The sequence below is a fragment of the Streptoalloteichus hindustanus genome (assembly GCF_900129375.1).
GTDB lineage: Bacteria > Actinomycetota > Actinomycetes > Mycobacteriales > Pseudonocardiaceae > Streptoalloteichus > Streptoalloteichus hindustanus.
This window is the reverse complement of record NZ_FQVN01000005.1, coordinates 430,552-443,920: the sequence shown is the minus strand read 5'-3', so window position 1 is coordinate 443,920 and position 13,369 is coordinate 430,552. Positions and strand designations below refer to the sequence as shown.

At 72.2% G+C, this 13,369-nt stretch carries 13 protein-coding genes; 3 read left to right on the top strand and 10 right to left on the bottom strand.

The features are described 5' to 3' along the window. Window positions 1–187 precede the first annotated feature (187 nt). The 8 genes from BUE43_RS17835 to BUE43_RS17805 form a co-directional block, all read right to left on the bottom strand. Entirely contained in the window at window positions 188–610 is a 423-nt protein-coding gene (locus BUE43_RS17835) for a hypothetical protein (RefSeq protein WP_073484537.1), read from the bottom strand. 154 nt (window positions 611–764) lie between these two features. Further along, window positions 765–902, bottom strand: coding sequence for a hypothetical protein (locus tag BUE43_RS34260; protein WP_159447751.1), 138 nt, complete (start codon window positions 900–902; stop codon window positions 765–767). 15 nt (window positions 903–917) lie between these two features. Continuing rightward, entirely contained in the window at window positions 918–1,973 is a 1,056-nt protein-coding gene (locus tag BUE43_RS17830) for a helix-turn-helix transcriptional regulator (RefSeq protein ID WP_073484535.1), read from the bottom strand. Continuing rightward, on the bottom strand, window positions 1,970–2,197 hold the full coding sequence (locus BUE43_RS17825) for a hypothetical protein (protein WP_073484533.1): 228 nt from the start codon (window positions 2,195–2,197) through the stop codon (window positions 1,970–1,972). The genes BUE43_RS17830 and BUE43_RS17825 overlap by 4 nt, the downstream gene beginning before the upstream one ends. Window positions 2,198–2,209: 12 nt before the next feature. After that, window positions 2,210–2,971, bottom strand: coding sequence for a M50 family metallopeptidase (locus BUE43_RS17820; protein WP_073484531.1), 762 nt, complete (start codon window positions 2,969–2,971; stop codon window positions 2,210–2,212). Window positions 2,972–3,152: 181 nt separating this feature from the next. After that, entirely contained in the window at window positions 3,153–4,079 is a 927-nt protein-coding gene (locus BUE43_RS17815; RefSeq protein ID WP_073484529.1) for a LysR family transcriptional regulator, read from the bottom strand. A gap of 173 nt (window positions 4,080–4,252) precedes the next feature. Beyond that, window positions 4,253–4,696 carry a VOC family protein gene (locus BUE43_RS17810; RefSeq protein WP_073484527.1) on the bottom strand — a complete coding sequence of 148 codons (444 nt, stop codon included), beginning with the start codon at window positions 4,694–4,696 and terminating at the stop codon, window positions 4,253–4,255. Window positions 4,697–4,729: 33 nt separating this feature from the next. Next, window positions 4,730–5,638: a class I SAM-dependent methyltransferase gene (locus tag BUE43_RS17805; protein WP_073484525.1), complete on the bottom strand. Its 909-nt coding sequence runs from the start codon at window positions 5,636–5,638 to the stop codon at window positions 4,730–4,732. Window positions 5,639–5,870: 232 nt separating this feature from the next. Here BUE43_RS17805 and BUE43_RS17800 point away from each other — a divergent pair, with 232 nt between their 5' ends. After that, window positions 5,871–6,872 carry a DUF6492 family protein gene (locus tag BUE43_RS17800; RefSeq protein WP_073484522.1) on the top strand — a complete coding sequence of 334 codons (1,002 nt, stop codon included), beginning with the start codon at window positions 5,871–5,873 and terminating at the stop codon, window positions 6,870–6,872. A 23-nt stretch (window positions 6,873–6,895) separates the two neighbouring features. Here BUE43_RS17800 and BUE43_RS17795 read toward each other — a convergent pair whose 3' ends face one another. Further along, complete coding sequence (locus BUE43_RS17795) at window positions 6,896–7,720, bottom strand: oxidoreductase (protein ID WP_073484520.1); 825 nt, start codon at window positions 7,718–7,720, stop codon at window positions 6,896–6,898. Window positions 7,721–8,017: 297 nt separating this feature from the next. On the opposite strand from BUE43_RS17795, the gene BUE43_RS17790 reads away from it, so the two are divergent. Continuing rightward, window positions 8,018–8,746 carry a GbsR/MarR family transcriptional regulator gene (locus BUE43_RS17790; RefSeq protein ID WP_073484518.1) on the top strand — a complete coding sequence of 243 codons (729 nt, stop codon included), beginning with the start codon at window positions 8,018–8,020 and terminating at the stop codon, window positions 8,744–8,746. Window positions 8,747–8,935: 189 nt separating this feature from the next. On the opposite strand, the gene BUE43_RS17785 is transcribed toward BUE43_RS17790, so the two are convergent. Then, window positions 8,936–9,814 carry an NAD(P)-dependent oxidoreductase gene (locus BUE43_RS17785; RefSeq protein ID WP_073484516.1) on the bottom strand — a complete coding sequence of 293 codons (879 nt, stop codon included), beginning with the start codon at window positions 9,812–9,814 and terminating at the stop codon, window positions 8,936–8,938. A gap of 135 nt (window positions 9,815–9,949) precedes the next feature. Between BUE43_RS17785 and BUE43_RS35630 the strand changes: the two genes are divergently transcribed. Beyond that, complete coding sequence (locus BUE43_RS35630) at window positions 9,950–13,264, top strand: AfsR/SARP family transcriptional regulator (RefSeq protein ID WP_073484514.1); 3,315 nt, start codon at window positions 9,950–9,952, stop codon at window positions 13,262–13,264. The last annotated feature ends 105 nt before the right edge of the window (window positions 13,265–13,369 follow it).

Genomic DNA, 13,369 nt, shown 5'->3' with positions numbered 1-13,369 from the left:
GACCTTTTTCTCCCAACCAAACCCTCTGCCGCTCCCCCGGCCCCGCCCTTGCCTCGTGATCTCTCCACAAAGGACAGACCATTTACCTGTCCGTCCACTATGGACAAGTGAGCCGCATGCGCGGTCAGGAGGTCAGGTTCGAGGGGAGCAGCGGCCGGAGTTCCCGCGCTGGCGGCGCGGCGGCGCCTCACCCCTCCGCGGAACCCCGGTCCACCACATCACTGGATCTCCTGCGCACCTCGCGGAAGAAGATCCGCCACGCTTCTCGGTCGTTGTCCATGAGCAGATCGAGGTGGTCCTCGTCAGCGACCAGCTCGGAATAACCCAGGACAGCCGTGACACCGAATTCCCCGTCGCGGAACCGCCGGGCGAAGGTCCAGTCGTCGGGTACCTCACCGTCGACGACCTCGAACAGCTCCACCGGGTACGCCCTGGGCATCGAGTTGTCATCGTTCAACAGGACGACCAGCGCGCGTCTGAAGAAGACCATTGCGTACACCTGGTAGGTGTGCCCCACAGTGACCGGGTACCGCACTTTGTCCGCGGCGCGGAGACCATATTCACCTGGCGGCAGGTCCTTGCCCCTGTTCGCCACGCACCTCAGCAACATTCCCGCTCCCAACGTCAGACCAGCGCCCATGGGAAGCCGCGACCAGGAAACAGGACTTCTTGGAACGGCTTGTCGACCCCGGAACAATCTACCTCGGTCCACTCTGGACAGAAAAACGTGTGTCAGGCGCGCGAAAGCCCAGCGCGACAGGCGCTCACTGATGGGCCGAGTCGATGCCGAGGATGCTGTTGACCCAGGGACCGAGCGCCGCGACGCACAGTCCGTGGACCTCGGCCCAGAACCGGTCGATCTCCCGGTCGAGGACGTCGAGCGGGAACGGCTCGCTGGTCACGTCGGGGATGTGAGGTCAGGAGGTGATGCCTGCGAGGAGTTCCTCCCGGCCGCTCACGCCGGTTTTGTGGTAGATCGCCTTGAGGTGGTCGTGCACCGTGTGTTGGGAGAGACGCAGCGCGCGGGCGATCTGCTTGGCGGGCAGGCCGTTCACCGACTGGTCCAGGATCTCCCGCTCGCGGCGGGTGAGGCCGTACCAGGCCGCGAGCGCCGGGAGGAGCAGCGAGGCGGGCGCGGGCTGGATCGTGACCGCCACCTCGGCCTGAGGTCCGGGCTGGAGCGGCTGCGCGTGCATCGCCACCCACCCGTCCGGCGTCGGTATGCGGGCGATCACAGGTTCGGTGGTGGCCCTGCGCGCCCGGTAGGTGATGTTCCAGAGCAGGCCGGACAACTGACCGTCGTCAACGGCGGCATCCCGCGCCAACTCGTCGAGCCACTGGTAGCCGGACGGAGTCGCCGAGGCGATCTGGTCGTTCGCGCCGACGAGCACCACCCCCGGTGGCCGCGTCAGGCGCGTGGGCCGCAACGGCTTGGCGCCGATGAAGCGCCGCAGCGCGACGGCCAGGGAAGGCACCAGCCGCTGGGCGGACAGCGCCTCGTCCCAGGAGAACGGTCTGCGGTCCCGCTCTCGGAGGAGGACGAGCGCTCCCCACACCACACCCCGGTCCGGCGCGACTATCCGCAGCTCGCTGCCGAAGCCCTCGACCATCATCACGTCTCGCAGGCGCGCGCTGTTCCGGAACTCCGGCATGTCGGCGCTGAGCACCCCGACCTGACTGGAGCCGCTCATCAGCCTGCGGAAGGGGTTGACGTCGCCGCCCAGGTCGTCGTCCCGCTCCAGCCGGCGCGACGCGGCGGTGCTGTATCCGTTCTCCTTGCCGAAGAAGCACCCCGCCTCGGTCAGCGGGTCCAGTCCGACGTACATGTACCCGTCGTGCGGCACGACCTGCCCCACCAGGCGGGAGAGCTCGGCGCCGAGCTCGGTCGCGGTGAGGGACTGGCCCGCGACGTCCGGCAGGGCGGCGCTGATCGTCTCCAGCCGGGAGGTGGCCCGTCCGATGTGGACGGTCACCGCTGGCCGAACCAGTAGAGGAGCACGGTCACGACGAAGACGATGGCGAAGCACACGAGCAGGCCCCATCCGGTGATGGAGCCGAGGACGAGCATCATGATCCAGGCGGTGCAGATCCGGAACAGGCTCGCGGACAGGAAGCCGGGTCTGCTGCCGCCGGTCGGGTTGGCGTCCCACCACGGCCGGAGCGAGCGGTCCTCGGCGTCGTACACCTCGCGCCCCATCTGGGTTTCCTCCTACGCCTTGGGCCAGATCGCCAGGTCGAACAGGTACACGACGGTCATCCACGCCCCCACCGCCGTCAGGGTGATCCAGCTGACGCCCCAGAACCGGGCCGGGATTCCGGTCTCGTCACGCAGGTTCTCCGCGTCCGACCCCGTCGGGCTCAGGGTGACCAGCCACGCGCCCCTGGCCGCGGAGAGCACCAGGCACCAGGCGATGAGCGCCGAGCACCACGCCTGCACGTCGGGGACGTCCACCAGCAACAGGGCCACGAGCACGCCGTGCGTGGCGAGCACCAGGGCGGCGGTGAAGACGGTCCTGGCCAGGAGGAGCAGGGAGAGCGCGAGGGTGGCGACGATCCACAGGGCGGTGATCGCACGGCCGGTGGAGGTCAGCCATGCGGTCAGCGTGCCCATCACGGCCGGGGCGGCGTAGCCGGACCACGAGCTCACCTGGCTGCCGATCCAGGCGAACGAGTTGCTGACGTACCGCCGCATCGTGCGGCCGCTCGCGTCCGAGTGCAGCCGCACCCCGCTGACCGCGTGGCCGAACAGGGCGCCCACAACGGCGTGTCCCCACTCGTGGACGAGGGTGTCGAGGTAGTTGACGCCGCGACGCCGGACCGGCCCCGGAACGACGAGGATCAGGGCCAGTCCGAGAGTGGTGCCCGCAACCCACAACGAGGGCGGTTCGCCCCGGGCGGTCGCGTAGTCCCAAGCACGGTTCACCAGTCCGGACAACTCACCGAAGGGATCGTTGAAGGCGGTCTCGGCCACACCAGCATGATCCCCGAACAGGGAGGCCACCGGTGCCCCCTTTCGCGGCAGCCGAACGCCGGTCCCCACGGCTTCCCCGGTCCCCTTGGCCTACCGGCGAACGTCCGACCGGCCCCTGCCGGCACCCGCCGTTCGGCGGGTTGACGCCGCGCGGCGCCGCCGCGAGCCGGGCCGCCGCGCGTCAGGCCCAGCTCGGTGCCCAGGTGTCGACGTCGCCGAGGTCTGCCGGTCGGCGGCGGAGGTGCCGCCGCAGAGTCGCGAGGGCGGGATGGGTGTTGTCGGCGCGCCAGATCAGGGAGTGCGGGTAGACCGGCACGGGATCGCGGAGCGGGATGCGTCGGAGGTCCTGACGCGCCGTCCACACCAGACGGGTCCGTGCGCCGACGAAGGTGGCCAGCGACGACGAGTCGCTCACCATGTCCAGCAGGTGCTCGATGCCGAAGTCGGGACCGGTCGGATCGATGGTGAGGCCGAAGGCTGCGGCGAGTTCCTCGTAGTAGGCCGTCCACTCGGTTCCGGTGACGTTGCCGGGCATCCAGATCCGGAGGCCGCCGAGTTCGGCCGGGCTGACCGCGCGGGCGGTGGCCAGGTCGTGGGCGGGTCCGGTCAGCAGCTCGATCGGCTCGTCCAGGACGCGCGTGGTCCTGACGTTCCCGGGCAGCCGGTCCGCGGGGATGCGTTGGGTGCAGAAGGCCGCGTCGATGGTGCCGGCGTGGACGGCCGCCGTGGCGGCCTCGGCGTTCGGGAGGGCCACGACGTCGAGTTCGACGTCGGGGTTCCTGCGGTGGAAGTCGCGCAGCAGGCCGGCCGGCGCGATCTGTCGGGAGAGGACGTCCACGCGGAGCGCGCGACGGCCGGGCCGCACGGAGTCGGCCGCCCGCCGCGCGGCGTCGAGCACGACGCGGGCGTGCGGCAGGAACGCCTGTCCGTCAATGGTCAGCTCGGCGCCACGGGCCGTGCGCGTGAACAGCCGCACGCCGAGGTCGGTCTCCAGGGCCGCGATCCGCTTGGAGACGGCCTGCTGGCTGATGCCGATCTCGTCGGCGGCGTCCTGGAACTTCCCCTGCTCGGCGACGACGACGAAGGTCCGCACGGCGTCGAGGTCCACCCGGCCACCCTAACCCCGTCACAACCGTCAGTTGTGACGGGGTGGCCCCCGGCGAACACGCGGGCCAGCACCCCGTTCGGGATCAACCGTTCCCCTCAGGGACGGCGCTCGACGACGCACCCCGCACTGTCCACAGTGGAATGACAGGGCGCCGTCGTGACGCCCGGTGTCGGTCAGTCCCGGTCCTGGCCGATGACGACCATCCAGGAGACGCCGAACCTGTCCACGCACGCGCCGAACTCGTCGCCCCACGTCTGCCGCTCCAGGGGAACGGAAACCGTGGCGTCGCTGGACAGCTTCTCCCAGTAGCCCCGCAGCCGCTCCGCGTCGGACCCGTTGAGGCACACCGAGATGCTGTTGCCCCTGACGAGGTCCGCGCCCGGCGGCAGGTCCGAGCCCATGAGCGTGAAGCCCTGGTCGGCCTCCAGGCTGCCGTGCATGACCTGGTCGGCGAACGGAACGTTCGGGTCGCCGAGCTCCCCGTACGTCCGCAACGTCAGGGTGCCGCCCAGAACGCTCTGGTAGAACTCCATGGCCTGCCGCACGTTCCCCACGAAGTTGAGGTAGGGGTTGAGAAACGAGGTCGTCAGGTCCTCCCGGTCTCGGGTGCGCCGCATCCTGGCAGCACCCCCTGGCAACCGTGGCGCGAGTCAGGACTCCTCTCGCTGGAAGTGCCAGATGAGCATCGCCGGGATGTCGGCGTTGGCGGCGCGCGCCGCCTCGGGCGCCAGCTCCAGCAGGGACCACGGCCACAGCTCCCACGGCCCCGGGTTTCTCGGCGCGCTCGGCGGCGCGACTTCCGGTGACGCGGCTTCCGGCGGGGACGGACGCCGGGGCTCCTCGCAGCGTCGGAGCCGCAGCCCCACCGGCAGCGCCGCCCGCAGGTAGTCGCCGACCAGATGGCGGTGGGAGACCAACCGGCCTGGTTTCCCGTCGGGACCGCGCAGGGTGGGGATCGAGCCCCGCAGCACGCCCTCCGGGTGGACGTCGGAGAGCACCAGGTGCCCGCCGGGGCGCAGCACCCTGGCGAACTCCGCCAGCACCGGGCCGAGGTCGGGGACGTGCGTCAGCGCCAGCGCGCAGACGACGAGGTCCGCCCCGGCGTCGGCCACCGGGAGCCGACGCAGGTCGCCGACGGAGAACTCGCCGTCCGGGACGCGTTCCCGTGCCACGGCGAGCATGTCGGGCGAGCTGTCCACCCCGAGGACGCGGTGGCCGCGCTCGGCGAGCACCGCGGAGATCCGACCGGTGCCGCAGGCGGCGTCCACGGCCACGCCCGCCGGCAGCGCGTCGACGATCTCGCTGATGACCGGGCTGTCGATGGCGAAGGCGGCGTTGCCGGGGGCGTCGTACGTCGCCGACCACAGCGCGTACCCCTCGACAGCGCCGATCCGCCGGACGTCCACGCCGTCGCCGGCCAACGCCTCGTCGGCCAACAACTCGCGGATCTCCGCGATCCGCGACTCCACGAAGTCGCGGTCGAACTCCCCGGTGAACGCCCGCAGCAGGGCCACGCCCTCAAGCCCCAGCAGATAGGCCAACGGATGCTCGTAGATCACTGGCGTGAGGCTAACGGCGCTTTCCCCGGTCGGCCACCGAGTTTGGGTTCCACGGACCTCCAGTCCCACAAACTGCCAGTCCCACAGACTCGACCACGTACCCAGCTATGTCCACAGAGGACAGACAGGGTGCGCGTGCGACGAGGTCCCCGAACCGCCATCCTGACACCGCACGACCCTGTTTTCCCCACAGCGCTCACATCAGGAGAGCGAACCGAAAGGACGGCGCGCGATGCCGACGCCCAGGGCGAACACCACTGACCTGCCGCCGGTCGCCGTGCTCGTGCCGGCCGCGCCGAAGGACCTGCCGGGGCTGGACGTCTGCCTGTCCAGCGTCCTCCGCCACTGCCGCAATCCCATCTCCGGCGTGCACGTTGTCGCGCAGGCGGTTCCACCCTCGATCACCGCGCTGGACCGGCGGATCGCCTGGCTCGACGAACCGCGGTGCGCGCCCGGCACCTCGGAGATCTCGGCTGTCCTCAGCGCCGCCGGCCGCGATCCGGCCAACGCCTCCTGGTACTTCCAGCAGCTGGTGAAGCTGCGGTGCTTCGACCTGCTCCCCCGCGACACGCCTGATCACGTCCTGGTGGTGGACGCCGACACCGCGTTCCTCCGCGACGTGACGTTCGTCGACGCGGAGGGGCGTTCACTGCTCTCGTACGGATACCCGCTCTACTGGCGCCCGGGCACCCGTCAACACCAGCTCCCGCCGCGACACTCGGCCCTCGACGCCGCCGCGCGGCTGGTTCCCGACTGGCACCCCGTGGACGCCTACAGCGGGATGCACCACCACGTGGTGTTCGACCGCGCCATCCTCACCGACCTGGCGCACCGGGCTCGACAGGCCCACCCTGGGCCGTTCTGGCGGGCGTTCCTGGCCACCGCCGACCCCGAGAAGTGGACCGGCGCCTCCGAGTACGTCCTGTACCGCCACTTCGCCAGCCGCCGTTTTCCCCACCGCGTCCGGGAACGCCACCTCCACGGGGTGGACGTCATCCAGGCCGACGACCCCACCGGCTTCGGTCTGCCCGAGGTGGTGCGGGCCGCGCGCGGCTCGTCCCTGGACGTCGTCGGCTGTCACCGCTTCCGGCACTACGCCGAGCGTCTCGCGACGATGGACTACATCCCGGAAACCTTGCGCCAGCGCGGAACAGTGGCGCCTGTTCCCCTGTTGTTGCGCCTCCACCGGGGAATGCTGACGATCAGCCGGGCGTCGCGTCCCCTCGCGCTGTGACCTGACGTCGCCGCCCCAGGGCGCTACCGGAGTCGGCGGGTCACCAGCTTGTCGAAGAGGCGGTCGGGCAGAAGCCGGTTGAGCAGCAGGATGAGATCGGCGAGGTGGCCGACGGCGTAGCGCGGCTTCGGACGGGTCGACTCGATCGCCTGCCGGATGGCTCGCGCCACGACGACCGGGGGCGATGCCTTGCTGCCCGGGCCGAACTCCGTCTCGGCCTTCCTGGCCATCGCCTCGGCCACGGCCCGGTAGGGCCCGTCGCCGGAGATCTCCCGCAGTTCCGCGGCGGTGCCGCTCTCGAACTCCGTCCGGATGATCCCGGGCTGGATGAGCACGACGTCGACACCGAACGGCCCGACCTCCTGCCGGAGGGTGTCGGAGTACGCCTCCAGCGCGTGCTTGGACGCGTAGTACCAGCCGCCGAGGGGCAACGCGATCTCGCCGCCGATGGAGGACACGTTGACGATCGTGCCCGCGCCCCTGGCCCGCATGTGCGGCAGCACGAGTTGCGCCAGTCGCGCCGGCCCGATGACGTTCACCTCGAACTGGCGCCGGGCCTGGTCCATCGGCACGTCCTCCAGCGCGCCGTGCAGCCCGATTCCGGCGTTGTTCACCAGGACGTCGATCCGGCGCTGCTCGTCGACGACGGTGCGGACGACGCGTTCGAGATCGGCGTCGTTGGTCACGTCCATCTCCAGGACGTGACCACCGGCGGCCCGGAGGGCGTCCATCTTCCCCACCCGCCGCGCGGCTCCGTACACGACGTGGCCGGCGCGGAGCAGTTCGAGCGCGGTGGCGTGGCCGATCCCGGACGAGGCGCCGGTGACGAGGCAGACCCTGCCCGCCATGGTGTCACTCTCCTTCGTGTTCTCCCGGCCGAGGCGCGCTCCGGACCACCCCAGATCCGTCCACTGTGGACTTCACACGGCCCGACGCGCCACAGCCCTTCATGACAAGAAAAAGCTACGTTGCGTTTCACGATCTCGTCAACGACGGTGACACGATTTCTCGGGTTACCGCAGGTTATTTCCGGGAAACGTTGCAATGGTTCTGCGGATGAACGCAACTACTCGGCATCGGGTGTTGCAATGGCATGACCGCGAAACGCACACTGCACGGGACATCGCGGCACAAGGGAGGGTCTGATGCCGGGAGGGCGTCTCACGCACGAGGACCGCCAGCGCATCGCCGAGGGGCTGGCCGAGGGACTGGGCTACGCCGAGATCGCCCGCCGGCTCGGCCGGCCGACCTCCACCGTCAGCCGCGAGGTGGCCCGCAACAGCGGTCCCGCCGGCTACCGGGCCGACCAGGCCCAGCAGGTGACGAAACGGCGGGCGCGCCGGAGGAGCCCCGCCCCCTCCCCCACCGCTCCGGGCGCCGACCTCCGCGGCCGGGATTCGCAGGCGGTGCGGCAGTTCGAGGAGGAGTTCGCGGCGATGATGGTCCGCACCGGGCTCACCCCGATGATGGCCAGGGTCCTGGCCTGCCTGTACACCAGCGACAGCGGCAGCCACACCTCCGCCGACCTGGTCCAGCGGCTGCGGGTCAGCCCGGCGTCGATCTCCAAGGCGATCGGCTACCTGGAACGCCTGGAGATGGTCCGCCGCGAACGCGATCCCCGGCTCCGCCGGGAGCGGTACTCCATCGACGAGGACGTCTGGTACCGGGCGTGGGTGGCGAGCACGCGGTCCATCGCGTTGTGGGCCGACGCGACCCGGCACGGCGCCGAGGTCCTCGGCGCCGACACGCCGGCCGGAGCTCGGCTCGACGCGACGAGCCGGTTCTTCCACCACCTGGGCCACGACATGACCACGGCGGCCGAGCACTGGCGGCAGACCCTCAGCGCCCGGCAGTCGCCGCACCAACTCCCGTGACCGTCCCCGCCACCCGAGAGCGCGCCAACGACGGGCGTCGGCAATCGACAGTCCTCAGTGGACACAAGCGGACAGCCACACCTCGCGCCAGGCAGACGGCGAGGACCCGACCCACCAGCGAACCTGGGTGGCCGAGTCCTCGCCGTCAGGGGTTGTGGCCGCGACGCGGCCGCTGTCCTGTCGAGCGGATCAGGCCTGCCTCCGCAGCACCTCGAACACCCGCGCGAGACTGGCCGCGCCGTGCCCGGCGGCGACCTGCTCGTCCACCAGCTTCCGCAGCGGGGCCAGGATTCCCGTGTCGACGCCCTGGGCCGCGCTCGCGTCGACGATGTTGGCCAGACCGGCCTGGTTGATGTCCAAATTGGACATCGAGGTGGTGTAGTCGCGGGCGTCGATCTCCGCGGCGAACTCCGTCAGCGCCGGCATGCACCCGATCAGCCAGGACACCAGCATCGGGGTCAGCTCGCCCGCCCTGACGCCCGCCGCGTCGGCCATCGCCGCGGCGTGGAGGAAACCGCCCAGCATGCCGTACATCCCGCCCAGGATGGCCAGGTCGTAGACCGACGCCAGACCGGGGTCGGCTCCCAGGTAGGTGCCGCGGCCCAGCACGTCGAGCTGCTGCCCCCACTTCTGGTGCACCGCGGCCGCGCCGCTGTAGTTGATCGTGGAGTCCGCGGTGCCGATCGTCTGCGGCACCGCGTAGATCGCCCCGTCCAGGTAGTCCGCGCCGTGCTCGGCGGCCAACGCCGCCAGCTCCCTGGCCACCTCCGGCGTGCCCGAGGTGACGTTGACCACCGCGCGCCCCGGCAGCGCTTCGGTGGCCGCGCCCAGCACCTGCCGGGCCGCGGCGGTGTCCAGCACGCTGACGATCACCAGGGGGCTGGCGGCGACCGCCTCGGCCAGCGTGGCCGCCTCGCTCGCGCCCTGGGCCACCAGCGCCTCCGCGCGGCCGGGCGAGCGGTTCCACACCGTGGTCGGGTGGCCGGCGCGCAGCAGCGTCGCGACCAGGGCCTGGCCCAGGTTGCCCAGGCCCAGGATGGTCACGGCCGTCTTCGTGGGAGAGCTCATCGCGGTTCCTCCGCCGTCGGTGTCGGTTGACGTCCCCGACCCTGTCCGAGGCCGCTGCCGGTCGGCTGTCGGTCCACTGTGGTCGCCGGCGACAGGACCGACAGCGCCCGCGCGAGCTCGGGTTATCGTGCCCGGGTGCGATTCGGGGTGCTGGGACCGCTGGCGGTGTGGGACGCCGACGGGCGGCCGGTCGCGATCGCCGAGCGGAAGGTGCGGGCCCTGCTGGCCGTCCTGCTCGCCCACGCCGGCCGCGTCCGCTCCGTCGACGGTTTGGTCGACGACCTGTGGGGCGACCAGCCGCCCCGCCACCCCGCCAACGCCCTGCAGGGCAAGGTCGCGCAGCTCCGCCGCGCCCTGGAGCACGCCGAACCCGGCGCCCGGCGACTGGTGGTGACCAGGGCGCCCGGCTACCTGCTCGACCTCGACCCCGACCTGGTCGACTCCGGCCGGTTCACCGCCCTCACCGCCCGAGCGCGGGCCGCCGCCGACCCCCGCGCCCGCGCCGCGCTGTGGGCGGAGGCGCTGGACCTGTGGCGGGGGCCGGCCTTCGCCGACTTCGCCGACGAGCCCTTCGCCCGCGCGCCGGTCGTCCGGTTCGAGGAGGAGCGCCTGCTGGCCGAGGAGGAGCACGCCGAGGCCCGACTGGCCCTGGGCGAGCACCACCCGTTGGTCGGCGGGCTCACCGACCTGGTGGCCCGCCACCCCGCGCGGGAACGGCTCCGCGCCCTCCACATGCGCGCCCTCCACCGGTCCGGGCGCACCCGGGAGGCCCTGGACAGCTACGCGGAGCTGCGCCGCCACCTCGCCGACGAGCTCGGCCTCGACCCCGGCGGCGAGCTGGTCGCCCTGCACCAGGCGATCCTGCGCGACGACCCCGCGCTGGCCCCAACGCCCCCGACGCCGCTGACGTCCCCGACGTCGTCACGCGGCAACGTCCCCACCCCGGTGACCGCGCTGATCGGCCGGGACGAGGCCGTCGCCCGGGTGCGCGCCCTGGTGGAGAACAACCGGCTGGTGACGCTGACCGGCCCCGGTGGGGTGGGCAAGACCCGGCTGGCCATCGCGGTCGCCGCCGAACTCGCCGACACCCTGCCCGACGGCGCCTGGCTGGTCGAGCTCGCCGCCCTCGACCGCGTCGCGCCTGACCACACTGCCCCCGACCGCACCGCGGCCGACCCGGCCGCGGCCCTGGTCGAGGCGACGATGGCTGCCCTGGACATCCGGCAGGACTCCACCCCGGACACCGCTTCTCCTGACACCGCGTCTTCCAACACCGTGTCTTCCAACACCGCGTCTCCCAACACCGCGTCTTCCAACACCGCCTCTCCCGCCGACCGGCTCGCCGCCGCGCTGGCCCACCGCCGCCTGCTGCTCGTGCTCGACAACTGCGAACACCTGGTGGAGCCGGTCGCCGAGCTCGCCGCCGCGCTGCTGCGGGCCGTCCCCGGGCTGCGCGTCCTCACCACCAGCCGCGAACCGCTCGGCCTCGGCGGGGAGCTCCCCGTCCCGGTGCCACCCCTGGCCCTGCCCGACCCCCTGGCGGACGCCGACCCCGCCACGGCGCTCGCCGCCAGCGCCGTGCACCTGTTCACCACCCGCGCCGGCATCACGCTCGACGCCGACAACGCCTCGGCCGTCGCCGCCGTGTGCCGACGACTGGACGGCATCCCCCTCGCGCTGGAGCTGGCCGCCTCCCGGGTGCGCACCCTCGGCGTGCACGGGCTGCTGGCCCGCCTCGACGACCGGTTCGCGGTGCTGGCCAGCGCCCACCGCGACACCCCCACCCGCCAACGCACGCTCCGCGCCGTCATCGACTGGAGCTGGGAGCTGCTGACCACGGCCGAACGCGTCGTGCTGCGCCGGCTCGCCGTCCACGCCGAGGGCTGCGCCCCGGACGCGGCCGAGGTCGTCTGCTCCGGTGACGGCGTGCTCCCCCACGAGGTTCCCGACCTGGTGGCCTGCCTGGTCGACCGGTCGCTGGTCGTGCTCGTCGACCGCGCCGACGGCCCGCGCTACCAGCTCCTGGAGTCCATCCGGGACTACTGCCTGGACCGGCTGCGGGAGGCGGGTGAGCTCTCCCTGATGCGGCAACGACATGCCAGCCACTACACCGAACTGGCCGAACGGGTCGCTCCGCTCCTGCGCGGCCCCGAGCAACGACAGTGGTTGGCGCGGCTGGACGTCGAGACGCCCAACCTCCGGCGCGCCCTGGAGCACGGCCCGTCGCCGGCCCACGCGCTGCGCCTGGTCAACGCCCTGGGCTGGTACTGGATCATGCGCGGCCGGCTCGCGGAGGCCCGGCGCGCGCTGGAGTCCGCCATCGCCGCGGCGGTCGACAGCGCCGACGCCGACGCCGACCGCACCCGCGCGCTGACCTGGCACACCGGCATCGAACTGCTGCTCGGCGAGGGCGCCGGCGACGCCGGTCACCTGCGCGCCGTCCTGTCCCGCTACGACGAGCGGGGCGACCGCGCGGGGCGCGCCACCGCCGCCTGGTTGTTCGCCTGGAGCCAGCTCGGCCTGAACCTGGCCGTCAGCGAGGAGCTGACGAACCGGGCGCTGGCGGACTTCACCGCCCTCGACGACCAGTGGGGCGTCGCCGCCGCCCTGAGCATCCGCGCCCGGCACGCGCTGGCCCGCGGCGACCTCGCCGCCCTGCGCCGGGACGGCGAACGCGCCGACCAGCTCTTCGGCCAGCTCGGCGACCGCTGGGGCCGGCTCCAGAGCGTGTTCCCGCTGGCCTCCCTCGCCGAGATCACCGGTGACCACGCCCGGGCCGCCGAGCGCTACCGGGCCGGGCTGGCCACCGCGGAGGAACTGGGCCTGTGGCCGGACGTCGTCAAGCTCCTCTGCGGACTCGGCCGGCTGGCCCTGCTGTCCGGCGACCACACCCTGGCCCACGACCACCACCAGCACGCGCTCCGGGTGGCCACCGAGCACGCCTACCACGCGGGAAAGGTGGAGGCCGAGCTCGGCCTGGGGCTGATCGACCGCCGCCGGGGGCTGCTCGACTCCGCGGAGACCCACCTGCGGCGGATGCTCGACTGGTTCCACCGGGTCGACTTCGGCCCGGCCATCACCCTCGTCCTCGCCGAACTCGGCTTCGTCGCCGAACACCGCGGAGACGCCGACCGCGCCCGAGCCCTCCACCACGAGAGCCTGGCGCGCGCCGGCGAGCTCGGCGACCCCCGGGCCGTGGCGCTGGCCCTGGAGGGACTCGCCGGCGCCCACGCCCTCGCCGGCCGGCACCGGGCCGCCGCCGTCCTGCTCGGCGCCGCGACCGCCACCCGCGACTCCGTCGCCGCGCCCCTGCCACCCGCCGAACGCGGCGACGTCGACCGCATCACCGCGACGTCCCGGAAAGCCTTGGGCGACAAGGAGTTCGTCACCGCTTTCCAGCACGGGACCCGACTTTCCCCACAGGAAGCGGTGGCCCAGTCCACCCCCTGAGCGTGTGATCGCCTTCCCTCCGCGTCACGCTGTTCCACAGCTGCTCGCCCGACCCATGCTCGTGAAGCGGTCAGCGGTCGACGACAAGTGGGAAGAGAGGAAGAC

What these genes read in the sequence shown, in the direction of transcription:
- BUE43_RS17835 (WP_073484537.1), bottom strand. Translation starts at nt 610, where the DNA reads ATGTTGCTGAGGTGCGTGGCGAACAGGGGCAAGGACCTGCCGCCAGGT.
- BUE43_RS17825 (WP_073484533.1), bottom strand. Translation starts at nt 2,197, where the DNA reads ATGGGGCGCGAGGTGTACGACGCCGAGGACCGCTCGCTCCGGCCGTGG.
- BUE43_RS17810 (WP_073484527.1), bottom strand. Translation starts at nt 4,696, where the DNA reads ATGCGGCGCACCCGAGACCGGGAGGACCTGACGACCTCGTTTCTCAAC.
- BUE43_RS17800 (WP_073484522.1), top strand. Translation starts at nt 5,871, where the DNA reads ATGCCGACGCCCAGGGCGAACACCACTGACCTGCCGCCGGTCGCCGTG.
- BUE43_RS17795 (WP_073484520.1), bottom strand. Translation starts at nt 7,720, where the DNA reads ATGGCGGGCAGGGTCTGCCTCGTCACCGGCGCCTCGTCCGGGATCGGC.
- BUE43_RS17790 (WP_073484518.1), top strand. Translation starts at nt 8,018, where the DNA reads ATGCCGGGAGGGCGTCTCACGCACGAGGACCGCCAGCGCATCGCCGAG.
- BUE43_RS17785 (WP_073484516.1), bottom strand. Translation starts at nt 9,814, where the DNA reads ATGAGCTCTCCCACGAAGACGGCCGTGACCATCCTGGGCCTGGGCAAC.